Consider the following 25,250-nt stretch of genomic DNA (forward strand, 5'->3'; position numbering starts at 1 on the left):
CAGTGGGCGTTGAGGTGGTCAGCGCATCCCCCTTCTCCCACCGGGAGAAGGGGCCCGAAGGGCGGATGAGGGTACGTCTACACGCAGCAGTGGGAGATTCTCGCTCTTACGAATCCCAAATCCCGACTCCCCGATCCCCGCCCCTCAACCTACTCGACCCCAAGCTGATCCAGCACGAACGCATACGATTCGGCCGCCTCGCGGTAGCGACGGAAGCGGCCCGATTTGCCGCCGTGGCCGGCTTCCATGTTGGTGCGGAACACGATCGGCTGGGTGCCGGTGTTGTCGTCGCGCAGTTTGGCGACCCATTTGGCCGGTTCCCAATACTGCACCTGCGAATCCCACAGACCGGTGCCGACGAACAACGCCGGGTAGGCCTGTTTCCGCACGTTGTCGTACGGCGAGTACGACAGCATGTAGTCGTAATAGGCCTTGTTTTCCGGGTTGCCCCACTCGTCGTATTCGTTGGTGGTGAGCGGGATGCTGGCATCGAGCATGGTGGTGACCACATCGACGAACGGCACCTGCGCGACCATCACGCGGTAGTCCTGCGGGGCCATATTGGCCACCGCGCCCATCAGCAGGCCACCGGCGCTGCCACCGGATGCGGCGACGCGATCCTTGGCGGCATAGCCCTGTTCCACTAGGCCGCGGGTGACGTCGATGAAATCGGTGAAGGTGTTCTTCTTGTGCAGCAACTTGCCGTCGTCGTACCACTGCCGGCCCATTTCCTGCCCGCCGCGGATGTGCGCGATGGCATACACCACGCCACGGTCCACCAGGCTGATTGCCGGCAGATTGAACGCCGGGTCCATCGACGCGCCGTAGCTGCCATAGGCGTACTGGAACAGCGCGGCAGTGCCGTCCTTGTTGAAACCCTGCTTGTAGACCAGCGACACCGGCACCTTGACGCCGTCGCGCGCGGTCACCCACACGCGCTCGGTGACGTACTTGCTGGGGTCGTAGCCGATCACCGGCTGCTGCTTGAGCAACTTGCGCTCGCCGGTCTGCGCATTGAGCTCGTACGTCGTTGCCGGTGTGGTCAGCGAGGTGTAGCTGTAACGCAACCAGGCCGTGTCAGGCTCGGAATTGATCGCCAGGCCCATCGAGTAAGCAGGTTCATCTGCCTTGACGTACTCATGGCTGCCATCGCGCTTGAGCAGGCGTACGCGTTCCAGCCCACCGGAGCGCTCTTCGATCGCCGTAAAGCCATCGAACAGCTCGAAGTTTTCGATGTAGACCGCATCGTCGTGCGCCACCCAATCGGCCCACTGCTTGCGCGTGGTCGCATCGGTAGGCGCAGTCACCAGCTTGAAGTTCTTGGCGCCATCGGCATTGGTGCGGATCACCCAGCGGCCGTCGAAATGCTCGGGGTGATATTCGACATCGCGCTCGCGCCTGGCCAGTACGGTGAAGCGCTCGGGCTTGTCGGCCGGTGCGTAGCGCGATTCGGACGACACTGTGCTCTCCACGCCGATCACGATGTACTTGTCGTCGCGGGTACGGCCGATGCCCATGTAGAAGCTGTCATCCTTCTCTTCATAGACCAGCACGTCGCTCTTGGACGGCGTGCCCAGCACGTGCTTCTTCACCCGCACGGTGAGCAGCGTTTCCGGATCGTTTTCGATATAGAACAGGGTCTTGTTGTCGTCGGCCCAGACCACGTTCGCGGCGACACCTTCCACGGTGTCCGGGTAGATCTCGCCGGTGTCCAGATTCTTGAAACGGATCGTGTACTGGCGACGGCCCACCGCATCGTCGGCCCAGGCCAGGATGCGATTGTCCTGACTGACTTCCGCATCGCCGACACTGAAATAGCCCTTGCCTGCGGCCATCTGGTTGACGTCCAGCAGAATCTCTTCCGGCGCCTCCATGCTGCCCTTGCGGCGCGCCTGGATCGGGTAATCCTTGCCGGCTTCGAAACGGGTGTAATACCAGTAGCCACGTGCGCGATACGGCACGCTGGCGTCGTCCTGCTTGATGCGCCCGACGATCTCGGTATACAGCGTGTCTTCCAGCGGCTTCAGCGGCGCCATCACCGTGTCGGTGTAGGCGTTCTCGGCGTTGAGGTAGGCCAGCATCGCCTTGTCTTCGCGCTTGTCGTCGCGCAACCAGTAGTAATCGTCGTTGCGGGTGGCTCCGAATGGGGCCTTGACCACATGCGGGTGCTTGGCCACGTCCGGCGGCGACGGGAGAGCTGCAAAGGCGGAAGGAACAGAGGTGGTCATCAGGCTGGCGATCAAAAGAGTCAGGACAGGCTTCATCAGATTGGGGCCCGTTGGATGAACGCAATGCCATCCCAGCGCCCGAGTGTAGAAGAGACCGGCGCGCAGCGTCATGTGCCAGGAGTCTGGTGCCGCGCGGGATAGCGATGTTGCGATTTCCGGGGTCTGGATGATCCTGTGCTGCCTTGCGGCAGGCAGGGAAGCGAGCGCTCGATCCCGATGGCCGTGCGTATCTGCGCGCAAGGACTGCGCTCGCATTCGGCGGGCACGCACCTGGTCCCGATGGTTATCCATGGTGACGCACACGCCCGGACGCGCGGTGATCTTTGCCGCGCGGTAACAAAACCTGTGCAATGACTGGTCTACCATCCTGCCGATGGATAGCACGCCTCCGCACTCCTCCGGTTATAGCCGTCGCAGTCAGGACATCGCGCCGTTCCATGTGATGTCGCTGCTGGCGCGCGCCAATGCGCTCGAACAGGCCGGCCACGATGTGATCCACCTGGAAATCGGCGAACCGGATTTCACCACCGCCGCACCGATCGTTGCCGCCGGACAGGCCGCATTGGCCGCCGGGCACACCCGCTACACCGCCGCACGCGGCCTTCCTGCACTGCGCGCAGCCATCGCTGGGTTTTATGCGCAGCGCTATGGCTGCGACATCGATCCGGAACGGATCCTGGTCACGCCCGGCGGTTCCGGCGCCTTGCTGCTTGCCAGCAGTCTGTTGGTCGACCCGAACAAACACTGGCTGCTCGCCGACCCCGGCTATCCGTGCAACCGTCACTTTCTGCGCCTGGTCGAAGGCGCCGCACAACTGGTGCCGGTCGGCGCGGACACCGATTACCAACTGACGCCATGGCTGGTGGACGCCTGCTGGAATGCCGACAGCGTCGGCGCACTGGTGGCCTCGCCAGCGAATCCCACCGGCAGTGTGCTGTCGCGCGCGCAACTGGCGGCGTTATCGCAGGCACTGCGTGCGCGCGGCGGCCACTTCGTGGTGGATGAAATCTATCACGGCCTGACCTATGGCCTGGATGCGCACAGCGTGCTGGAAGTAGACGACGGCGCCTACGTGTTGAACAGTTTCTCCAAGTATTTCGGCATGACCGGCTGGCGCCTGGGCTGGCTGATCGCCCCAACCAGGGCGGTGCCCGAGCTGGAGAAACTCGCGCAGAATCTCTACATCAGCGCCTCCACCATCGCCCAGCACGCCGCCCTGGCCTGTTTTACGCCAGACAGCATCGCCATCTTCGAAGCCCGCCGTGCCGAGTTCCAGCAACGTCGCGATTATTTACTGCCTGCCTTGCGCGCATTGGGCTTCAAGATCGACGTCGAGCCGCAAGGCGCGTTTTACCTGTACGCCGATATCAGCGCATTCTCCAACGATGCCCAGACCTTCTGCGCGCATTTCCTGGAAACTGAACATGTCGCCTTCACCCCCGGCATCGACTTCGGCTTTCATCGCGCCAATCAACACGTCCGTATTGCGTATACCCAGAGCCTGCCGCGCCTTGAGCAGGCGGTAGAGCGGATTGCGCGTGGTTTGCGGCATCTTTGATTGCGCGGCGCGTGATTTGCACGATCGATCTCTGCAGCCGCGTTTAGCCGCAGCGGCGCGCTCATTGCAGTCGATATAGACAGCCATAGCTGCTGTTTTTCTGCCTCTGAGCTTGTTCTTTTGCTTTTGCGCTTCTGTTTTTGCGCTTCTGCTTTCTGGCTGCTGGCTTGTGCCTCCCCTCGCCCTACAGCGAGCCGAGCACCGCAGCCACGCGTGGCCGAAGAGGCGCCCTGTCTGAGCGCAGCGAGTGTGGGCGCCGTGCCGCGCGTGGCGAGGAGCGCAGGGCACCGGTGCGGCTGTATCGCACCGGATCGCGTCGGGCGACATGGTTTTGGTTACTTTTGCCGAAACAAAAGTAACCCGCGCCGCAAGGCGCGGAAGCCTTGGCCTTGGCCTTGGATTTGTCTCAAGCTTCTGTTCGAGACTCTACTTCCGCAGTTGCTTCGTTGAGCAAGCATCAACTGTCGCGTGCAAACCGTACCCTCATCCGCCCTTCGGGCACCTTCTCCCGCAGGGAGAAGGAAGCATAAAAAAGCCCTGAGCCAATCGACCCAGGGCTTTCTTCAGAGCAAGACACACCGAAAGCAACTCGACTCACAGAACCACTTCCGGCCGGCGCCTCAATCGGCCAAGCGCTCCCACAGGAAGCTGTAGGCCAGCGCCGCCATATGCGCAGCCTGCGCATTGTTGGCCGCACCGCCGTGGCCACCTTCGATGTTTTCGTAGTAGGTCACGTCCTTGCCGGCCTCGATCATCTTGGCGGCCATCTTGCGTGCGTGGCCCGGATGCACGCGGTCGTCGCGGGTGGAAGTCAGGAAGATGACCGGCGGATAGGTCTTTTTCGGGTCGAACAGGTGATACGGCGAGAAGGTCTGGATGAACTTCCAGTCGTCGGTATCCGGGTTGCCGTATTCGGCCATCCACGACGCGCCGGCCAGCAGATGGCTGTAGCGCTTCATGTCCAGCAACGGCACCTGCACCACCACCGCACCGAACAGCTCCGGATACTGGGTGAGCATGTTGCCGGTCATCAGGCCGCCGTTGCTGCCGCCCTGCACGCCCAGATGCCTGGTCGAGGTGATCTTGCGCGTCACCAGGTCCTTGGCCACCGCGGCCATGTCTTCGTAGGCCTTGTGGCGGTTCTGCTTGAGCGCGGCCTGGTGCCAGCGCGGGCCGTATTCGCCACCGCCGCGGATGTTGGCCACCACGTAGACGCCGCCTTTTTCCAGCCAGGCGCGGCCCAATCCGCCGGAATAGTTCGGCGTCATCGAGATTTCGAAACCGCCGTAGCCGTACAGCAGCGTCGGTGCACTGCCGTCGAGTTTCAGGTCCTTGGGACGCACCAGGAAATACGGCACGCGGGTGCCGTCCTTGCTGGTGGCAAAGTGCTGTTCGATGCTGTCCTTGCCGGCATCGAAGAACGCCGGCATGGTCTTGAGCGGTTGCGGCGCGCTGCCCACCTCCACCCACGACAAGGTGGTGGGAGTCAGATAATCGGTGACGGTCAACCACAGCGCGTCGCTGTCGTCGCTGTCCACCGCGCTGACATCGACCGTGCCGAACGCCGGCGCACCGACGAAGGCGCTCTTCTTCCAGCCATCCTGCGAGGGGGTGACCACGCTCAGGCGATTCTTGACGTCTTCCAGCACGTTCAACACCAGGTGCGACCTGGTCCAGGCGATGCCGGCCAGCGAGGTGGTGTCGGTGGGCTCGAACAGCACATCGAAGTTGCGCTTGCCGGCCATGAAGTCGTCAAACCGCGTCGCCAGCAACGAGCCGGCCTTGTAGGTCTTGCCGCCCACCGTCCACGGATCGCGCAGTTCCAGCGTCAGCCATTGCCGCTTGACCGCCTTGCTGGCCGAGTTGGGCGCATCCACCTTGAACAGCTTGCCGTCGGCACCCTTGAAATACAGCTCTTCGTTGTAGAAGGCCAGCGTGCGGCTGACGAAATCGCGCTCGAATCCGGGCGTGTCGTCGTGCATCGCGGCGATGTACATATCGGTCGGCTTGCCTTCGTACACCACCGTGGCTGCGCTCAGCGGGGTGCCGCGCTTCCACTGCTTGGCGATGCGCGGGTAGCCGGAGCTGGTCAGCGCGCCGGGGCCGAAATCGGTGTAGACGTAGACGGTGTCCTTGTCGACCCAGCCCAGCCCGCCCTTGGCTTCCGGACGGAAGAAGCCGTCCTTGACCCACTGCTTGCCGGCCAGATCGAACTCGCGGGTGACATCGGCATCGGCACCGCCGCGCGACAGCGCGATCAGGCAGCGTTGGTAATCCGGGCGCAGGCAGTCGGCGCCATGCCAGACCCAGTTCTCGCCTTCGGCCTTGTTGAGCGCATCCAGATCCAGCACGGTTTCCCACTTGGGCGCCGGCTTGCGGTATTCGTCCAGCGTGGTGCGCCGCCACAGGCCGCGCTCGTGCTGCTTGTCCTTCCAGAAGTTGTAGTAGTACTCGCCAATCTTCTGCACGCCCGGAATCTTGGCATCCGAATCCAGCACTTCGCGGATGCTGGTTTCCATCTGCTTGAAGTCCGGCGTGGCGGCCAGGCGCGCTTCGGTTTTGGCGTTCTGGGCTTTGACCCAGTCCAGCGGTTTGGCGCCGGTGACGTCTTCCAGCCAGGCGTAGGGATCGTTGGACACGGCGGTTTCCTCTGCAGAGACGGCGCCAGCGGTGATCAGGCCGGCAACCAGGCAGATCGAGGCGAATTTGGACATGAAGTTTCCGGGAGAACGAGCGGACGGCCGGACCGTAGCACAGCCCTCCGCCCGCCCGACCCTGCCGAAGGTCAGGCCGCGCGCACCTGTGGCGCGGTTCGCGAAGCGTTGCGTCGGCGCTGCGCCTGTGGCCCGCGCCGACGTGGCGCCGCGCGTCGCGTGCCGGGCCGCAGCAGGGTCGGCAACGCGAACCGGTGCAGGCTCCACCAGGCCAGCATCGGCATGCCGACCAGCCAGAGCGGCAGCCAGCCGATCCACTGGCTGTGGCCGCGCGCGGCCGGCCACACCAGCACCAGGGCCAGCCCGGCCAGGGCAATCTGCCGGACCGGGCGCAGCACGCGCGGGTCGGGACGTTCGGAACGAGCGATAGGACGATGCGACATGGCGGCACTCCGTGGCAGGTAAGGATCACAACAGGCCGGCAGGATTGCCTGCGTCCATCTCACCGACTGCGACCTGGATGCGAGAACCCATCAAGGCTGTCCGACCGAGCGCAGTGGCGCCTGCCGCGCGGCGACCACTACCGCTCAGGCGGCAACGACACTCCGTTCGCGCCCAAACCCGGACGCCAGGTGCCGCGCCTGACGCAGTCGCGTGCGCCAGACACGACCGTTGACGCGAACTTGCCCCCTGCATGAGGTAGTGTGCTGACCCAACCGCCCCTTTCGTGATGTTGCGATGCGCCTGACCGTTTCGATCGCCCTCGCTTTCCTGCTCGTCCTCGGCCTGCCCGTGGCGCATGCAAAGGACACACCGACCAACGAACCAGCGGTCGATCTGTCCAAGATCATGGGCACCTGGTATGTGATTGCGCGCATGCCCAACCCGGTGGAACGCGGTCATGTCACCAGCCGCGACGAGTACACCCTGGTCGAAGACGGCAAGGTGGCGGTGCGCTATCTGTATCGCGACGGTTTCGGCGAGCCGGAAAAAGAAGTCAGCGCACGCGCCTCGGTAGACGCGGAGAGCGGCAACCGCGACTGGCGGGTGTGGTTCTACAAGGTCATCCCGGCCAAGCAACGCATCCTGGAAATCGCACCGGACGGTTCCTGGATGCTGATCTCCTACCCCGGCCGCGACCTGGCCTGGATCTTCGCGCGCAAGCCGGACATGAGCCGCGACCAGTACCGCAAGCTGGTCGACAAGATGCGCGACGATTATTCGATCTACACCGACAAGCTCAAACGCGTACCGCAATTGCGCGAGCAGGTGGACCGTCTGGGCTTCGAAGTGCCGAACAAGCGCTGAATTCACGCGTAGGGCGGTGGTTTCTGCACGCCGTCCGCTACCGCTTAACGAGTGCGCGTTACGTCCTGCGCGCCACGCTCAGTCGTAGTTGCTCAGCGCCAGCGACAACAATGCCTTGGCCTGCTCGCGCAACGACACCGGCTCGACGATTTCCGCATCCGAACCGTAATGCAGCACGTCCATCAGCAGTTCGCGTGAGTTGCTGTACGGCACTTTGAGCTCGTAACGGCCGTCGGGCAGAAAGCGCCCCTGCTGCTTGGAATGCCAGTGCTCGTCGGCGACCCAGCGCGCGGCCTTGGCGCTGAAGGCGATCGTCGCCCAGCCTTTTGGCGCACCCGAAAAAATGCCGTAGCTGGCCGCCAACTGCTCGTCCAGTTCGCTGTCGGGCACATCGCGCGGCACGGTTTCGAGCAGGCGCGCGTGATTGATGCGGTCCACCGCAAAACTGCGTACGCCGTCGCGGCCGTGATCCCAGGCGTCCAGATACCAATTGTCGCGATAATGGGTGATGCGCTGCGGGGAGACGATGCGCTTGGTCGATTCGTCGGTGGAGCGTGCGCGGTAGTCGAAGCTCAGCTGCTTGCGCTCCAGCACGCCAGAGGCCACGGTGCGGAAGCTCGCCTCATCCAGCTTGCGCCCGCGGTGCGGAATCACCCGTACCCGATCCACCGGCCATTGCGAGACACCGGCCTGGGCAGCCAGCAACCCTTCGATGCGTTGCTGCAACGGCGCCAGCATCGACGACAGCACCCCGCCGCCGGTGCGCGCGAGCAACTGCTGGGACGCCAGCAACGCGTGCAGCTCTTCCGAGCTCAACCACAGCCCGGGCAACTCGAAGCGGTCGCTTTCGCCGGACAGATAGCGGAAGCCGGATTCGCCATCGCCTTCCACCGGCGCCATCAGCGCATCGCGCAGAAAGGCAAGATCGCGATACACGGTTGCGCGGGAACAGCTCAGCTCATCCTGCAGCCGCGCCACCGTGACCGGGTAGCGCGCCGATTTGAGCAAGCGATGCAGGGAGTTGATGCGTTCGTAGCGGTCCATGCGTGGATTATGTCCGAGTCTTTGCGCGGCAGGGTGAGCGCGGATGGGCAGAAGCGACAATGGCGGGCCGACCGCATGCGCAGACCCGCGCAGGGCCGGCCTTGCTGCGGTGCTGCATCGCTCCTGCAAGTGACACTCGCGATAGTGGCACGCTCGATCGCCGTGCGCCTGCTCGAGGTGCGCCGGCCCGGCCAGATCAAGCCGGGCCGGCGCCATCGGCGACTACCGACCGAACCGCCAATGAAGCGCGGCGTTCACCTAGTCATGACGCAGCCGCCCAGTCCGTTATCATGAAATCGCTTCCACCCTCTTTCGCCCCTGCCTTCCAAAGCGAGCCGCCCATGCCCCGCCGTGCCCCGTTGTCTGCCCTGCTGCCGCTTTTGTTGATCACGCCTACCGTCTGGGCCCAGGCAGTCGCACCGGCGCCGGTGGACCCCGCCGCCGCTGTGATGCCGTCGCCGTGGAGCGGGAGCAGTGGCGAGCTCGGCTACGCCGCCGCCCATGGCAACAGCACCACCGACAGCCTCAATGGCCGGGTCCGCTTGCGCTATACCGACGGCGACTGGATCCACAGCCTGGACGCCACCGCGTTGCGTTCCAGCTCCGAGTACACCAACACCAACGACGACGGCAGCACCGAACGCGAGCGCCAGACCACCGCCGAGCGCTACACCGGCAGCGTGGGCAGTGCGTTGCAGTTGGGCGAACACCGCCAGCTCACCGCCACCGGCCGTTACGAACACGACGACTTCGCCACCTACGATCGCCTGGCCACCTTCGGTATCGGCTACGGCACGCGGCTGATCAACGCCGACCGTTTTTATCTGGATGCACAGGTGGGCCCGGGTATCCGCCGCGCGCACAACAGCGACGAAGATCGCAACGAGACCGGCCTGATCGGGCGCGGCCTGTTCGATCTCAAATACACCGTCACCGACAACACCGACCTGATCAACACGCTGCTGGTGGAATCTGGCGAGTACAACACTTACGCGCAGAACGATTTCGGCGTGCAGGTCAGCATGAACTCGCACTTCGCGCTCAAGGCCGCGTGGCAGATGCGCCACAACAGCGAGGTCAGCGACGGCGACAAGAAGACCGACACGCTGACCACGGTCAACCTGGTCTACACGTTCAAGTAAGCCACCGCGAAGGTCGGAGCGGCCTTGGCCGCGAGGGCTTTCTCGGTAATGCCTGCGGCTTTATCGGTAACGCCTCTCGCGGCCAGGGCCGCTCCTACGAAGGGCGGGCGCTGCGTGAGGGCGGGCATTGCTTGCTTGGCGGCAAGGTCTGGACTTGCACTTGCCGCCGCGTTGCTGCGGGCCGCGTTACAGGTCGAGGCAGCGTTGCGTTACAGCTCCGCCAACAACTGCGCGGCGCCCTTGTCGAACAGGCCTTGCGCGACCAGGCGGCCGAGTGCTTCGGTGTCCTCGGCACTGCCGTGCGCCTGCGCGTGGATCAGGCGTCCGTCGCTGGCGCTGCCGACCATGCCCTGCAGAAATAACCCGTCGCCTTCCCAGCGCGCGAACGCGGCCACCGGCACATGACAGCTGCCGTGCAGCGCGCGGTTCATGGCACGCTCGGCCTCAACGCAGGCGCGGGTGCGGCCGGCATCCAGCACCGCCAGCAGGCCGTGGATGTGCGCATCGTCGCCGCGGCATTCCACCGCCACTGCGCCCTGGGCAGGTGCCGGCAACCACTCCGGCACGTCCAGCCGTGCGGTGATGCGCGCATCGAACCCGAGCCGCTGCAAACCGGCGCAGGCCAGCACGATGGCGTCGTAACCGCCGTTATCGAGTTTGGCCAGGCGGGTGTTGACGTTGCCGCGCAGGTCGATCAGTTCCAGATCCGGGCGCGCGGCGCGCAACTGCGCCTGGCGACGCAGCGACGAGGTGCCCACGCGCGCGCCCAGCGGCAGCGCCTGCACGGTGGCGTAAAGGTTGGACACCAGCGCATCGGCCGCATCGCCACGCTCCATGATCGCCGGCAGCACGAACGGCGCGTCCAGTTCCATTGGCACGTCCTTGAGCGAATGCACCGCGCAATCGGCCTCACCGCGCAGCATCGCCAGCTCCAGTTCCTTGAGGAACAGGCCCTTGCCGCCGATCGCGGCCAGCGAGCGGTCCAGCACTTCGTCGCCGCGGGTACTCATCGGCACCAGCACGACCTCCAGCCCGGGATGGTGCTGACGCAGCGCGGTGGCGACGTGTTCGCTCTGCCAAAGGGCGAGCGGGCTCTTGCGGGTGGCGATGCGGAGCGTGGTCATCCCGCCATTATCCCGGACCGGGCGCGTAACGCCTACCTGGAGCGCAAGCGGGCACCACGCGGCACCAGCGTCGCTGACGGCCAACGGATTTCATCACACGCGGCATGGCGCGCCCTAACGCAATTGCTCGCGCAGGCTGGCCACGCAGCGGCGGCTCACTTCCAGGGGTTGCGGCACATTGCGCAGCACTGCGTGCACCTGGCCATCGCCGCTGCGGCGCAGTTCCACCAGCTCGGCGCGCGCGACCAGGCAATTGCGGTGGATGCGCACCAGGCGGTCGGCGAATTCGTCTTCCAGCGATTTGAGCGACTCTTCGATCAGGTCCTCGCCACGGGTGTGGTGGACGATGACGTACTTCTCTTCGGCCTGCAGATAGCGGATGTCGCCGATGGCGATCAGCCGCAGACTGCCGCGCAGGCGTGCGCACAAATGCGTGCGTAGCGGTGGCGGGGTGGCGCTGGGCGCACGCCCGGCCAGAAAGGTGGCCACCTTTTCCAGGGCGGCGGCCAGGCGCTCCGGGCGCACCGGCTTCATCAGGTAATCCAGTGCGGCCGCGTCGAAGGCCGACAGTGCGTGCTGGTCGTAGGCGGTGCAGAACACTACCGCCGGCGGTTGCTGGCCTTGGCGCAGCAGGCGCGCGGTTTCCAGGCCGTCGACGCCGGGCATGGCGATGTCCAGCAGCACCAGATCCGGATGCAGGTGCTGGCATTGCTGCAGCACCTGCTGGCCGTTTTCGGCCTCGCCGATCACCTCGACGTGCGGATGTTCGCCCAGCAGCATGCGCAGGCGCTCGCGCGCCAGCGGCTCGTCATCGGCGATCAGCACCCGCACTTGCGTGGCCGTCATGGACTCTCCCTCACTGCCGTGACTTTCCCCTCACGGCAGCGGCAATGTGATCTCACAGGCATAGTAGCCCTCAGTCCAGCTGGCCGCCATCCGTGCTCCGGCCCCGAACTGAAACGCCAGCCGGTGCGAGATGCTGGCCTGGGCGTGCCCGGCGCCGGCAAGCAGCGGCAACTGGGTGCCCGGCTGCGGAGCCGGATTGACGATGCGTATCTGCAACTGGTTGCCGCGCTGGCGCAACGACAGGTACAGCGTGCCGCCCTCGGGCAGGCGCGAAATTCCGTGCAATACCGCGTTTTCCACCAGCGGCTGCAGCACCAGGCGCGGCATCGGCAATTCCCACGACAAGGGTTCCTGGCGATGCCAGCGCACCTGCAGGCGCTCGCCCAGGCGCAGCGATTCGATCGCCAGATAGCGCTCGGCCAGTTCGCATTCGGCGCGCAAGGTGGACAGGCCTTCGCCGGCACCGAGCGCGGCGCGGAACAGATCCGACAGATCCAGCACCGCCTGCTCGGCCACCACCGGGTCGCGCCGCAACAGGCTGGCAATCAGATTCATGCTGTTGAACAGGAAATGTGGGCGGATGCGCGCCTGCAAGGCATCGGCCTGCGCGCGCGCATTGGCCTGCACCTGCGCTTCCCAGCGGTCGCTGACATAGAAGTAGCGCAGCGCCAGCGCGGTGATCAGCACCACCGTGGCCGCACTACCGAGGGTGAACCGCCAGAAGCCCACCAGCGGCCCCAACGGTGCCTGCCCGAGTACCGCATACAGGCCGTGCACGATGCCGGCGCCGAGCATCGCCACGACGGCGGCGATGGATAACGCAGTCAAGCCGCCCAGCTTGGGCGGCAGCCGCGACAGGCTGGGCCGCAAGACGCATAGCAGCACGGTGACAGCCAGCGCCAACCACAACGCCAGACCGCTGGCCGACACGAAACGCGACAGCGTGATGCTGCGCGCCGCACCGGCATCGGGCACCACCAGCACCACCAGCTCGGCCAGCCCCAGCATCGCGCCCAACCGTGGCAGCCGGCACAGGTCCGGCATCCAGGCGATCTGTGGCGCGCGCGGGGCCATGCACTCAGGCGGCGGTGAAGCGCGCCTGCATCCAGTTGCGCAGCGCCTCGATCTCTTCCAGGCAGACCTGATGGCCCATCGGGTAGGTGTGCCATTCCAGTTCAAAGCCGAGCGTGCGCAAGGTCTGTGCGCTCTGCTCGCCGGCACCGAACGGCACCACAGGGTCAGCGCTGCCATGCGCCATGAACACCGGTTGGCGAGTGGCAGCCGGCTGCAACTGGCCGGCGGCAGCTGTCGGGTCGGGCAGATAGGTCGACAGGGCGATCAGCCCGGCCAGCGCAACGCTGCGCTGCAGACCGACCGCCAGGGTCACTGCGCCACCTTGCGAGAAGCCGGCCAGCAGGATGCGCTCGGGGGCGATGCCGCGGGTCTGCTCATGGGCGATCAACGCCTCGATCTGGGCCACCGATTCGGCGATGCCGGCCTTGTCGGCACGATGTGCGAAATCCATGCCGACGATGTCGTACCAACCGCGCATGCGCACGCCGTTGTTGATGGTGATCGGGCGGATTGGCGCGTGCGGGAACACGAAGCGCAGCGCCGGCCAGTGCGGGCGCACCAGTTCCGGCACCATCGGGGCGAAGTCGCTGCCATCGGCACCCAGGCCGTGCAGCCACAGCACGGTCCACTGCGGGTTCGGTCCGGTCTCGCGTTCGATCACTTCCAACATCGTCCAGCTCCGCTTGCGGGCTGGGCATTATGCCTTACGACATCGGCCGGCCCGATCACGCAGCGGGCAAGCCTCGCGTGGCGATCGGTCCGGGCGTGCCTGGGGCGGCCTGCCAGGCACGACCCGCAGGCGCGGCAGGCCGCGCGCAGCGTGCCGCGCTCAGATCAGCGAAGGCTCCAGCGCAGCGGCGCGGCGCAGTTCGGCCGCACGCACCAGCACCTTGGGCGGGTCGAGTTCTTCGGGAATGCAGAAGATGCCGGCACGCCGCAGACCCAGGCCGGTGCGGCGCAACGAGGTCAGTGCCACCACCGGAATGGACAAGGCCATACCGATGATCACCGGCGCCATCCAGGCCGCCAGCGACGGCGAGACCACGTAGGCCATCGAGCCCATGAACAGGCCGAAAATGGTCAGCCCGCCGTAGCTGCGCAGCAGCGCCGGCCACGCCAGCTTGCCGTCGTCGCGCACCTGTGCGTCCCACCCCGAATCCTTGCCTGCCAGCACTTCGAACACCCCGCGCGACTGCAGATACATCACCACCGGCGCCATCAGGGCCGCCAACACAGTTTCCAGCAGGATGCTCAGCATGGCGCGAAACGCACCGCCGCAGGCACGCAGTTCGCGCGGGTTGAGCAGCAGTGCGATATAGCCCAGCAGCTTGGGCGCAAGCAGCACGAACATGGTGCAGGCGAAGATCCAGATCGCGTTGCCTTCGCTGCTGCCGTGCCAATAGCGCGCCGGCGAGAACGGCAGGCCCTGGGCCAGGTCGATGCCGGCCCCGGCCAGCGGAATGCCGATGCCGATCAGCATCAACATGCCCCACATCGGCGCGGTGAAGTAATGCCCGATGCCGATCAGCATGTGCATGCGGCTGATCCAGTGCAGCCCCTTGGCGCCGACGACCTTGGCGTGCTGCAGGTTGCCCTGGCACCAGCGACGGTCGCGGATCAGCAGGTCGGTCAGCGTGGGCGGGCCTTCTTCGTAGCTGCCCTGCAGGTACGGCACCATGTGCATGGCCCAGCCGCCGCGCCGCATCAGCGCCGCTTCGACAAAATCGTGGCTGAGCACATGCCCGCCGAACGGCTTGCGCCCGCGCAGCGCCGGCAGGCCGGCGTGATCGGCAAAGGCCTGGGTGCGGATGATGGCGTTGTGGCCCCAGTAATTGCTCTCGGCGCCATGCCACCAGGCCACGCCGAAGGCAATGATGGGCCCGTAGACGCGCCCACCGAACTGCTGCATGCGGGCGAACAGGGTCTGCCCGTTGACCACCGCCGGCAGGGTCTGGATCAGCCCCACATCCGGGTTGTTTTCCATGCCGGCGACCAGCCGCACGATGGTGTCGCCGGTCATCACGCTGTCGGCGTCCAGGATCAGCATCTGCGGGTAGCTGCCGCCGAAACGCCGCACCCAGTCGGCCACGTTACCGGCCTTGCGCGCGGCGTTGTCGGCGCGGCGGCGGTAGAAGATGCGCCCATGCCCGTCGACGCGATCGCACAGCTCGTTGTAGACCAGTTCTTCGGCAGCGCCGATGTGTTCGCGGGTGGTGTCGCTGAGCACGAAGAAGTCGAAATGTTCCAGCTGGCCGGTCTCGGCCACCGATTCGTAGATCGCCTGCAGGCCGGCCAGCAGCCGGCGTGGGTCTTCGTTGTAGGTGGGCATCAGCAACGCAGTGCGCGTGTGCAATGTCGGCAGCGGCGCATCCGGGTCGATGCCGAGCTTGCGTCCGGCGCGCGCCACCACGGTGACAAAGCCGGCCACCGCGCTGGCGAAGGACATCGCGATCCAGGCGAACAACAGTATGAACAGCCCGAGCAGGCAGCCTTCCAGCACGCTGATGCCACCAGGCCACAGCACGCTGAGCATCACCCACACCGCCACGGCAGTAGTGGCGAAGGTGCCGCCGATCAGATAGAAACGCCGCACGCCGATACCCACCGGCGCAGTACGCTGATGCGGCACCTGCAGGCTACCTTTGCGCAGGTCTTGTTCGGGCATCGCCAGCGGCGCTTCGGGCGGCAGCGTGGGCTGGCCGGCGTCGAGGGCGGAGATGGAGGGAAATTCGGTAGGTGCGGGAGAAGAAGTCACAATGCCGTCCATCAAGGCTGCCCGTCGCGCGAAGGCGACAGCGCGAGCTGAAACGGGAGATCCATCCCCGCCATGTAAAATGCCGTTGCCACACGCACCGTGTCGTGGGCGAGCCCGACGGTGTGCGACCACGTCGCAGGTTTGGCAGCTCTAAGACCACTCCGATGCACAAGCTCTCCTGGCTGCAACTTCACGTCGCGGCTCATCCTAAAGAATCGATCGTTAAGGAAGCGAAGGCCGCTTTCTGTCGTCTTCGCCCCACCCGACGAGGACAGCGCGGCAGACTACGCCGCAGCGACCGAACACAACCCCAACAGATTGCAGCCTGACGCGCGCGCTGTCACGGGCGGCGAACCACGTTGTCGTGTAAGACAACTGCAAGTGATGTGCCAGGAAGTGCAATCGGTTGCATCGCCAGTGTGCTGACGCTGGCGATCGCGGCGATGACGCTGACTGGAACTGAAGGCAGCGTGCGCGTCATGGTGTATCGGAATCAGCGATGTGGGTCCTGCACCAACTTCAATGCAAGCCACGAAAGGTGCGTTCTGCGCACACTCATCGGTTCAAGATAACCGGAATTGCGAGTCGTTGCGTCGTTCAGATGCGATCAAAAGCTAGGTGAGTCGAGGGCGTGGTGCCCTCACCGCTCGCGGGACACGCCGTGAACCCATCCATGAAGTGACCCCCAAAAGCTGGACAGTTGGGCGATCAGGCGACCAGCTTGCTCTGCTCCCGGTATTTTACCGGACTCAGGCCCTTCAATTTGAGCTTGATCCGGTCTTCGTTGTAGTACCTGATGTACTCCACCAGCCCGGCTTCCAGACTTTCGACGCTGTCAAAGCTGTTTAGATAAAAGAATTCGGACTTCAGCGTCCCGAAGAAGCTCTCCATGGCCGCATTGTCCAAGCAGTTGCCGCGTCGGGACATGCTTTGTTTCAGAGAGTGCTTTTCGAGTTGATGCCGGTAGTTCTCGTGCTGGTAGTGCCATCCCTGGTCAGAGTGGATCATCGGCCGAGCGTCGGGCGAAAGTTTTTTGATTGCCTGATCCAGCATCTGGCCCACCAGGTCGAATACCGGTCGGCGTTTCATCTGATAGGCCACGATTTCGCCGTTGTACAGATCCATGATCGGTGAAAGATAGAGCTTCATGCCCTGCACCTTGAACTCGGTGACATCGGTCACCCACTTCTGGTTGGGCATCTGAGCTTCAAACTGGCGGCTCAGTTCGTTGGCTACGATGACATTGGCTGCGCCCTTGAATGCGCGATAGCGCTTGATGCGCACCCGCGATCGCAGCCCCAGTCCGGCCATCAGGCGCTGCACCCGCTTGTGGTTGATCCTCTCACCCTGATTGGCCAGTTCCAGTGCGATGCGGCGGTAGCCATAGCGCCCTTGGTTTTCATCGTAAATCGCGCGGATGCGCTCACACAGGTCGATCTCACCTTCATCGGGACGGGCCAGGGCACGAATCTGGTAATAGAACGTGCTGCGCGATAGCTCGGCCGCCTTGAGCAAAAGCGGCAGTGCGTAGGTCTGCCTCAATCCGTGGACGGCTTGCGCTTTGCGCGCTGCGCCGCCTGCTCTTCCTGGATCAAGGCATCGAGTTTTTTTAAGTAGGCCGTCTCCGCACGCAGGTAGGCCACTTCCTTAAGCAGCTCATCGCGGCTCATGTCCTCGGCGGGCTTGGACGAGCGTTTTTTTTTCATCGGCTTCTGGGGCGGCGATAACGCTTGGGCGGCGCCGTCAGCATACAGCCGTTGCCAATGCGCTACCGCACCGGCGCTGCCTATCTGGAAGTAGGTCGTGGCCTCGCGCGCAGACATCCCCTCTTGGCGCATCTTTTCAAGAACTTCCAGCTTGAACGCAAGATCATAGGAGCGGGCCTTGCGGTGAAACCCGCGCCAACCGTGCAACTGATAGGTCGCTGCCCAACGCCTGACCGTGGAGAACTCCAGACCATGACGGCGAGCCACCGCCTTGACCGAGATGGAGGTCTTGCAGGCCTCCTTGGCGACCTGAAGTTTGAAGCGAGCGTCATATCTGTGCATGAAATCCTCGGAGTTGGACGGAGTGTCCAACTTCCGGGGGTCACTTCACCCCGGGGGCTCGGTGGCGGCATCCATGCCGCCACACGGTCCCGCAATCGGTGAGGACACCGCACCAGACAGTTATAGGTTGCTTTGTTCAAAAGCATGCACACCGACACTCTCGACTGGTCCTTGCCCGCCCCCCATCGCGGGACCTTACGCGGCATGGATGCCGCGTAAGAGCCTACAAGGACGTACTTGCGGCGTGTCCCGCGATGGGGGGCGGGCAAGGACCCTGCAGCCAAGCCGCAGATCAGCCGCTCTGCAAGTGATCTATCCGCACTGTCCAACCACTCCAAGACAAGAGAAGAGAAGACAATCGAAACGTCGAGTCGTAGCGCCCTTTAAATCTAGTCAAAAAGCTTGGTTAGTCGAGCGCGCGGTGCCCTCACCGCTCGCGGACACGCCGTAAATCCGTCCGTGGAGGCTCGGTGGCGGCATCCATGCCGCCACACGGTCCCGCAATCGGTGGGGACACCGCACCAGACAGTTCGTAGGTCGCTTCGTTGAAAACCATGCACACCGACCATCTCGACTGGTCCTTGCCCGCCCACCGTCGCGGGACCTTACGCGGCATGGATGCCGCGTAAGAGCCTACATGGACGTACTTGCGGCGTGTCCCGCGATGGTGGGCGGGCAAGGGCCCTGCAGCCAAGCCGCAGATCAGCCGCTCTGCAAGTGATCTATCCGCACTGTCCAACCACTCCAAGACAAGAGAAGACAATCGAAACGTCGAGTCGTAGCGCCCTTTAGATCTAGTCAAAAAGCTTGGTTAGTCGAGCGCGCGGTGCCCTCACCGCTCGCGGGACAGTTATAGGTTGGCTTTGTTCAAAAGCACGCACACCGACCATCTCAACTGGTCCTTGCCCGCCCACCGTCGCGGGACCTTACGCGGCATGGATGCCGCGTAAGAGCTTACAAGGACGTACTTGCAGCGTGTCCCGCGATGGTGGGCGGGCAAGGGCCTTGCAGCAAAGCCGCAGCCTATCGCTCTACGTTGGTCGGCAACGGGATGAAAGCTGTCCGTCGCCCCCCTCTTACTTGCGTGCCGCCTCGCTGGCGTCGCGGGTGGCGCGGAACTCCGAGTCGCTGCTCCAGTTCGGCCACTGGCGCGAATCGGCCAGCTGCTGGCCCAGCGCGTACAGCACGCCCAGATCGCGCGCCGCACCGGCGAAGGTCCAGTCCGGCTTCCACTCGTCGCCCTGCTGGTGATAGCGCTTGGCGGTGTAGTCGTCGGAGGCGGCCTTGCCTGCGGCCACGCCGCCCACTTCCCAATCCTGCCCGGAGGCGTACGACAACGCCGGCACGCCGCGCTTGGCGAAGGAGAAATGGTCGGAGCGGAAGAAATACCCCGCCTGCGGCTTGGGATCGGGCGTGTAGCGCAGCTTCCACTGCCCGGCGACGGTCTTGAGCTGGTCGAGCAGCTCGAGTTTTGCGGTGCCGTAAATGCCGAAATCGCGCGCCGGCACGAACGGGTTCATGCCGTCCATGTTGATCACCGCCACCGTGGTGTCCAGCGGATACAGCGGCTTGGAGGCGTAGAACTCCGAGCCCAGCAAGCCCTTTTCTTCGGCGGTCACCGCCAGAAATACCACCGAGCGCTCCGGCTTGGGCCCCGCGGCAAAACCGCGTGCCAGTTCCAGCAACGCCGCAGTGCCACTGGCGTTATCCAGCGCACCGTTGAAGATGGTGTCGCCGCGTGCGTCCGGCTTGCCCACGCCGATATGGTCCCAATGCGCGCTGTAGATCAGCGTCTGGTCGGGGCGTTTGCTGCCTTCCAGGCGCGCCACCACGTTGTGCGAGGTGATTACGTCGGACTTGACCTGGTAGCTGGCGCTCAGACCCTGGCCCTTGAGCTCGACCGGCTTGAAGCCGCGCGTTTGCGCCTGCTTCTTCAAGGTGTCGAAATCCAGCCCGGCATGCTTGAACAACTCGCTGGCCAGATCGCGCTGGATCCAGCCTTCCAGGGTGGGGTGCGCGGCGCGCGGGTTGTCGCGCACTACATCGAACATGCTGTTGGTGTTGGAGCTGGCCACCGTGTCCCAGCCGTAAGAGGCCGGCGCGGTTTCGTGCACCACCAGCACGCCGAGCGCGCCCTGGCGGGCGCCTTCTTCGTACTTGTAGGTCCAGCGGCCGTAGTAGGTCATGCCGGCACCGTCGAAGGCGCCCTTGCCGGTTTCGAAATCCGGGTCGTTGATCAGCACCACCGCGATCTTGCCCTTCAGGTCCACGCCCTTGAAGTCGTCCCAGTCGCGCTCCGGCGCCTTGACGCCGTAGCCGACGAACACCAGCGGTGCGTTGGCGATGTCGACGGTGGAGGAACCATCCAGCGCAGCGCGGATGGCGATCTGCTTGCCCTGGGTCAGGGTTTGCGGCTTGCCGGCATTCTGCAAAGCGATGGTGGGTGTGCCGACGATATCGGCGCGCCGCAGCGGCACCGCCTGGGTCCACGCGCGTTTGCCGTTGGCGAGATCGCCGCCCGGCTCCAGGCCGGCGGCAGCGAACTGCTTGCTCAGGTAGGCGATGGTCTTTTCTTCGCCGGCGGTAGCCGGGCCGCGGCCTTCGTAGGCGTCGGAGGCCAGTTCCTTGACGTCGCGCGAGATGCGCGCGCCATCGAAGGTGGGCGTCGCTGCCATGACTGCAGTCGAGACCGCCATGGCCAGCATTCCCATCGCAAGTCGCTCGATCACGGCTCGCTTCGTCACAACTTGCTTCATCACAGCTCGCTTCACTGCAGCACCCAGGTGTTGTCCAGACAGCCCTGGAGTGTAGCCACTGCGGCGTTTGACCGGGTGTGTGCATTGGCAATGTGGCTACATCACGCAGCGCGGTACTACGTTGCCATCCATGGATGACACAGGTCAGAACAGATCGACGCTGCCCACTTGCTGGGTGAGATGCTGCATCTGCCCGCTGGCGACCAACTCGGCGTAGACCTCGGCGCGGTTGCGACCGTGCTGCTTGGCCCAGTACAGCGCCTTGTCGGCCTCGTCCATCATCTGGCTGATCAAGCGGCCATGGGTCAATTCGACGATGCCGGTGCTGAGCGTGACCTTGCCCACCTGCGGGAAAGCGTACTCGGCCACCGCCAGCCGGAAGCGCTCGAACAGGCTCACCGCCGTATCGCGGTCCACCCCGCGCAGCACGATCACGAACTCCTCGCCGCCGAAGCGGAACAGCAGGTCGTCCTGACGGAACGCGCGCTGCATCAGCTGGGCAACCAGCAGCAACACCTCGTCACCGTACAGATGGCCGAAGCTGTCGTTGACGCGCTTGAAGTGATCGATGTCCACGATCCCCAGCCACACGCTTTCCCCTGCCGACGCATCCGCCGCACCGCCTGCGAACAGCCGCAGGATCACATCGTCGAAGGTCTTGCGGTTACGCAGACCGGTCAGCGCGTCGCGCTGGGCATCGTCGAGCAGGCTGCGGTAATTCTGGAAAAAACGCGCAAAGCCCTGCAGCATCGCCTGCTCGGCGGTGCCGGGAACGCGCGAACCACCCACGCGCAGGCACGTGCGGATGCCGCGCGCTTCCATCATCGGGTAGACCAGCAGTGCACGGCCGTCTTCCTCCAGCTGCACCACATCGCCCGCCCCGCGTGCGTCGGCGAGCTGCGCACGCAGCTGCGCGTCGCGGATCTCGGCCACCGTCGACGACAGCCGGCCGTCCTCACGCAGCCGTGTTTCGGCCATGGTGCGGCCGTCCGGAGCGATGCGCAGCAGTGAGAGTTCTTCAGCTGCACAGACTTCGCGCACGGTGCGCAGCAGGCTCAGATCGAGCAGATCGGCATCGCGAATGGCGGTCAGGTCCACCATCCGTTCCAGCAGCGGTTCGTTGGTCATCGCCGCGCCATCCCGTGCACGGACGCCCGCCCGCAGCACTGCTGGCGGCACGCAGGCAGACATCTCGGGCTGGAACGCACTGGCATCACGACGATCACCGGCAATCTTTGATGTCGGTTCATCGGCGCTATTCAGGCGAACTTGAGGTCGCTGGCCGGCCACGCTCAGCGTGCGGCCAGCCAGCCCGGGAGCCGGGTGCGTGCCGGCTATGTGCGGCCAGGCCGAATGCGCCCACCCGCCCTGCCGTGCTCAGGGCAGCGAAGATTCCAGCGCGTCTTCGCCCAGCGCGTGCGCCTGCATCAGCCGCCGGCTGCTGGCGTTCAAGCCTGTGACCTGCACCTCCAGGCCATGGTGACGCAGCCGCTGCACCACCTTGTCCAGCGCCGCCACTGCGGTGATATCCCAGAAATGCGCGCGGCTTACGTCGATCAGCACCGTGCGGCCCGGCACCTGCCGCGCGTCGAAGGCATCGATGAACACGTCGGCCGAGGCGAAGAACACCTGCCCGCGCACGGTATAGGTGCGCACGCCATCGTCGTCGCCATGGGCGATCTGCAGCAGCCCGGCCACCTTGAAGGTGAAGAACACCCCGCTCAACACCACACCCACTGCGACACCCGCAGCGAGGTTGTGGGTGAGCAAGGTCACCGCCACGGTGGCCAGCATCACCACGCTGGATGTGCGCGGATGGGTCACCACGGTGCGCAGCGAGCGCCAGTCGAAGGTCTCGGCCGAGACCATCACCATGATCGCCACCAACGCCACCACCGGCACCTGCGACACCCACGGCTTGAGCGCCACCATCAGGATCAGCAGAAACACACCGGCAAACAACGTCGACAATCGCCCACGGCCGCCGTATTTCACGTTGCCCACGGTCTGCCCGATCATGCCGCAGCCGGCAATGCCGCCGAACAGGCTGGCCGCCGCATTGGCGATGCCCAGCCCGGTGCATTCGCGGTTCTTGTCGCTCGGGGTGTCGGTGAGTTCGTCGACCACACGCGCAGTCATCAGCGATTCGAGCAGGCCCACCATCGCGATGGCCGAGGCCGGCAAGGCGACGATGCGCAAGGTTTCCAGCGTCAACGGCACCGACGGCCATTGCAGGAACGGCAGCGCGTTCGGCAGCTTGCCCAGATCTGCCACGGTTTTCAGCGGCAGATGCAAGGCCGTGCTTGCAACGGTCAGCAGCAGGATGCACAGCAATGGCGAGGGAATCGCCGAGACACCCGGCAGGCGCAGCCGCGGCAGGCCGTAGATGATCGCCAGGCCCACGCCCAACATCGCCCAGGTGGTCAGGTTGGCGCCGTACAGATGCGGCAGCTGCGCGGCGAAGATCAGCACCGCCAACGCATTGACGAAACCGGTGCGTACCGAGCTGCTGACAAAGCGCATCAGCACGCCCAGCCGCAGCAAGCCGAACAGGATCTGCACCGCACCGGCGAGCAGCCCGGCCGCCAGCAGATACGGCAACCCGTGCGCCGCCACCAGCGGTGCGGCCACCAGCGCCACCGAGCCGGCCGCAGCAGAAATCATCGCCGGGCGTCCACCGCAAAACGCAATCACGATGCCAATGACGAACGAGGCGAACAACCCCACCTGCGGGTCCACGCCGGCCACGAACGCGAACGCGATCACTTCGGGAATCAGGGCAAATGTTGCGACCGCACCGGCCATCAGTTCGCGCGCGGGTGAGGCGCGCCATTGCGCCAGTTCGGCACGCAAGAAGGACATGGGAAGACACTCCGGGGACAGAAAGGACAGCCTGCGGACACTGCGCAGCGGCAATAGTGTGCGGGAAAGCGACCCCGCCCGCAGCCTGCGCGTGATCGGTGCGGCAATGCGCTTTTCTGTGGTCCGGGTCACGCCAAACGACGCAACCGAAGACCAAGATGCCCCCCTCACCGGGTTCGGGTGTCGAGCCGGGTTCGCTAGGGAGACCACCATGTCCATTTTCAGGACTGCAAGCACGCTCGCACTGGCTACGGCGTTGGCGCTGGCCGCCACACCGGCCTTCAGCTATTCCATCAGCAACAACAAGGTGGTCGACGACAACGGCAAGGTGGTCCAGCTCAAGGGCGTCAACGTGTTCGGTTTCGAGACCGGCAACCATGTCATCCATGGATTGTGGGCGCGCAACTGGAAGGACATGATCATCCAGATACAGGGCCTGGGCTTCAACGCCGTGCGCCTGCCGTTCTGCCCGGCCACGCTGCGTGCCACCACCATGCCCAGCAGCATCGACTATGGCCGTAATCCCGATCTGCAGGGCCTGACCTCGCTGCAGATCCTCGACAAGGTGATCAACGAATTCAACGCCCGCGGCATCTACGTGCTGCTGGATCACCACACGCCCGATTGCGGCGCCATTTCCGAGCTCTGGTACACCAGTTCCTATTCCGAAGCGCAATGGCTGGACGACTTGCGCTTTGTCGCCAACCGCTACAAGAACGTGCCCAGCGTGATCGGTGTGGATCTGAAGAACGAACCGCACGGCGCCGCCACCTGGGGCACCGGCAACGCGGCCACCGACTGGAACAAGGCCGCCGAGCGCGGTTCGGCTGCGGTGCTGGCGGTGGCGCCCAAGTGGATCATTGCGGTGGAAGGCATCACCGACAATCCGGTGTGCTCGACCAATGGCGGCATCTTCTGGGGCGGCAATCTGCAGCCGCTGGCCTGCACGCCGTTGAACATCCCGGCTAATCGGCTGCTGCTGGCACCGCATGTGTACGGGCCGGACGTGTTCGTGCAGTCGTACTTCAACGACAGCAACTTCCCCAACAACATGCCCGCGATCTGGGAGCGTCACTTCGGCCAGTTCGCCGGCACGCATGCGCTGCTGCTGGGCGAGTTCGGCGGCAAGTACGGCGAAGGCGATGCGCGCGACAAGGTGTGGCAGGACGCACTGGTGAAGTACCTGCGCAGCAAGGGCATCAACGAAGGTTTCTACTGGTCGTGGAATCCCAACAGCGGCGACACCGGCGGCATCCTGCGCGACGACTGGATCAGCGTGCGCGAAGACAAGATGACCCTGTTGCGCACGCTGTGGGGCACGGTGAGCAGCACCACGCCGACGCCGACGCCTACCCCCACACCGACTCCCACGCCAACGCCAACTCCGACGCCCACTCCGACACCGACTCCCACTGGCAGCTTCAGCACCAATGTCATCGTGGACAGCAGTTGGAGCGGCGGTTCCTGCAATCGCGTGCAGGTCACCAACATCGGCACCGGGAGCGGCACCTGGTCGATCTCGCTGCCGGTCAGCGGCACCGTCAACAATGCCTGGAATGTCACCTGGTCGCAGAGCGGCAGTACGCTCAAGGCCAGTGGGGTGGACTTCAATCGCACCCTGGCAGCGGGTGCAACCGCTGAATTCGGTTTCTGCGCGGCCAGCTGAGTGCGGTGAGGCGGGCACGCAGCGCGTGTCCGCCGTTGCGCTACACGCTGCGGGCAGTTTGCAATGTAAGCATGCGGCGTCATGCATCGATCGAGGGATCATGGATCGATGCCCGCCATCTGCATGTTCTTGTAGGAGCGCCCTCGGGCGCGATGAAGCGTTATCGATAACGCTTCATCGCGCCC

At 64.7% G+C, this 25,250-nt stretch carries 17 protein-coding genes; 4 read left to right on the top strand and 13 right to left on the bottom strand.

The window, feature by feature from the left end:
- Positions 1-149: 149 nt before the first annotated feature.
- Positions 150-2,264 (bottom strand): S9 family peptidase, encoded by a 2,115-nt coding sequence (locus tag NYR97_RS04435; RefSeq protein WP_316696848.1) that lies wholly within the window; start codon positions 2,262-2,264, stop codon positions 150-152.
- Between the two features lie 337 nt (positions 2,265-2,601).
- On the opposite strand from NYR97_RS04435, the gene NYR97_RS04440 reads away from it, so the two are divergent.
- A complete protein-coding gene (locus NYR97_RS04440) occupies positions 2,602-3,786 on the top strand; it encodes a pyridoxal phosphate-dependent aminotransferase (RefSeq protein WP_316696849.1) in 1,185 nt (394 codons plus the stop codon).
- Positions 3,787-4,406: 620 nt separating this feature from the next.
- Here NYR97_RS04440 and NYR97_RS04445 read toward each other — a convergent pair.
- Positions 4,407-6,500, bottom strand: a complete 2,094-nt coding sequence (locus NYR97_RS04445; RefSeq protein ID WP_316696850.1) for a prolyl oligopeptidase family serine peptidase — start codon at positions 6,498-6,500, stop codon at positions 4,407-4,409.
- Positions 6,501-6,571: 71 nt separating this feature from the next.
- Complete coding sequence (locus tag NYR97_RS04450; protein ID WP_316696851.1) at positions 6,572-6,883, bottom strand: hypothetical protein; 312 nt, start codon at positions 6,881-6,883, stop codon at positions 6,572-6,574.
- 295 nt (positions 6,884-7,178) lie between these two features.
- Here NYR97_RS04450 and NYR97_RS04455 point away from each other — a divergent pair, with 295 nt between their 5' ends.
- A complete protein-coding gene (locus NYR97_RS04455) occupies positions 7,179-7,748 on the top strand; it encodes a lipocalin family protein (RefSeq protein WP_210762894.1) in 570 nt (189 codons plus the stop codon).
- A gap of 78 nt (positions 7,749-7,826) precedes the next feature.
- On the opposite strand, the gene NYR97_RS04460 is transcribed toward NYR97_RS04455, so the two are convergent.
- On the bottom strand, positions 7,827-8,792 hold the full coding sequence (locus NYR97_RS04460) for a helix-turn-helix transcriptional regulator (protein ID WP_006451607.1): 966 nt from the start codon (positions 8,790-8,792) through the stop codon (positions 7,827-7,829).
- A gap of 341 nt (positions 8,793-9,133) precedes the next feature.
- Between NYR97_RS04460 and NYR97_RS04465 the strand changes: the two genes are divergently transcribed.
- A complete protein-coding gene (locus NYR97_RS04465; RefSeq protein ID WP_316696853.1) occupies positions 9,134-9,934 on the top strand; it encodes a DUF481 domain-containing protein in 801 nt (266 codons plus the stop codon).
- A 209-nt stretch (positions 9,935-10,143) separates the two neighbouring features.
- Here the strand turns inward: NYR97_RS04465 and hemC are convergent, their stop codons facing one another.
- The 9 genes from hemC to NYR97_RS04510 all read right to left on the bottom strand — a co-directional run bounded on the left by hemC (position 10,144) and on the right by NYR97_RS04510 (position 23,399).
- Positions 10,144-11,058, bottom strand: a complete 915-nt coding sequence (hemC, locus tag NYR97_RS04470; protein WP_316696854.1) for a hydroxymethylbilane synthase — start codon at positions 11,056-11,058, stop codon at positions 10,144-10,146.
- 114 nt (positions 11,059-11,172) lie between these two features.
- A complete protein-coding gene (locus NYR97_RS04475; protein WP_210762892.1) occupies positions 11,173-11,904 on the bottom strand; it encodes a LytR/AlgR family response regulator transcription factor in 732 nt (243 codons plus the stop codon).
- Positions 11,905-11,934: 30 nt separating this feature from the next.
- Positions 11,935-12,978 carry a sensor histidine kinase gene (locus NYR97_RS04480; protein WP_316696855.1) on the bottom strand — a complete coding sequence of 348 codons (1,044 nt, stop codon included), beginning with the start codon at positions 12,976-12,978 and terminating at the stop codon, positions 11,935-11,937.
- 4 nt (positions 12,979-12,982) lie between these two features.
- Entirely contained in the window at positions 12,983-13,648 is a 666-nt protein-coding gene (locus NYR97_RS04485; RefSeq protein WP_316696856.1) for an alpha/beta hydrolase, read from the bottom strand.
- Between the two features lie 159 nt (positions 13,649-13,807).
- The gene (gene mdoH / locus NYR97_RS04490; RefSeq protein WP_205393653.1) at positions 13,808-15,745 is read right to left on the bottom strand and encodes a glucans biosynthesis glucosyltransferase MdoH; all 1,938 of its coding nucleotides are present in this window, start codon (positions 15,743-15,745) and stop codon (positions 13,808-13,810) included.
- A 696-nt stretch (positions 15,746-16,441) separates the two neighbouring features.
- Positions 16,442-17,781 (bottom strand): IS3 family transposase gene (locus NYR97_RS04495; protein ID WP_205394725.1). Its coding sequence is split into 2 segments (ribosomal slippage): positions 16,442-17,346 and positions 17,346-17,781, totalling 1,341 coding nucleotides; the frame shifts between segments, so codons are not numbered across the junction.
- A gap of 1,076 nt (positions 17,782-18,857) precedes the next feature.
- A complete protein-coding gene (locus tag NYR97_RS04500; protein WP_316698015.1) occupies positions 18,858-20,507 on the bottom strand; it encodes a M28 family metallopeptidase in 1,650 nt (549 codons plus the stop codon).
- Between the two features lie 174 nt (positions 20,508-20,681).
- Complete coding sequence (locus NYR97_RS04505; protein ID WP_316696857.1) at positions 20,682-21,665, bottom strand: GGDEF domain-containing protein; 984 nt, start codon at positions 21,663-21,665, stop codon at positions 20,682-20,684.
- Between the two features lie 249 nt (positions 21,666-21,914).
- Positions 21,915-23,399, bottom strand: a complete 1,485-nt coding sequence (locus NYR97_RS04510) for a SulP family inorganic anion transporter (protein ID WP_316696858.1) — start codon at positions 23,397-23,399, stop codon at positions 21,915-21,917.
- A 211-nt stretch (positions 23,400-23,610) separates the two neighbouring features.
- Between NYR97_RS04510 and NYR97_RS04515 the strand changes: the two genes are divergently transcribed.
- A complete protein-coding gene (locus NYR97_RS04515; protein WP_316696859.1) occupies positions 23,611-25,065 on the top strand; it encodes a cellulase family glycosylhydrolase in 1,455 nt (484 codons plus the stop codon).
- Positions 25,066-25,250: the final 185 nt, after the last annotated feature.

This window comes from Xanthomonas hydrangeae (genome assembly GCF_032697525.1).
Lineage (GTDB): Bacteria > Pseudomonadota > Gammaproteobacteria > Xanthomonadales > Xanthomonadaceae > Xanthomonas > Xanthomonas hydrangeae.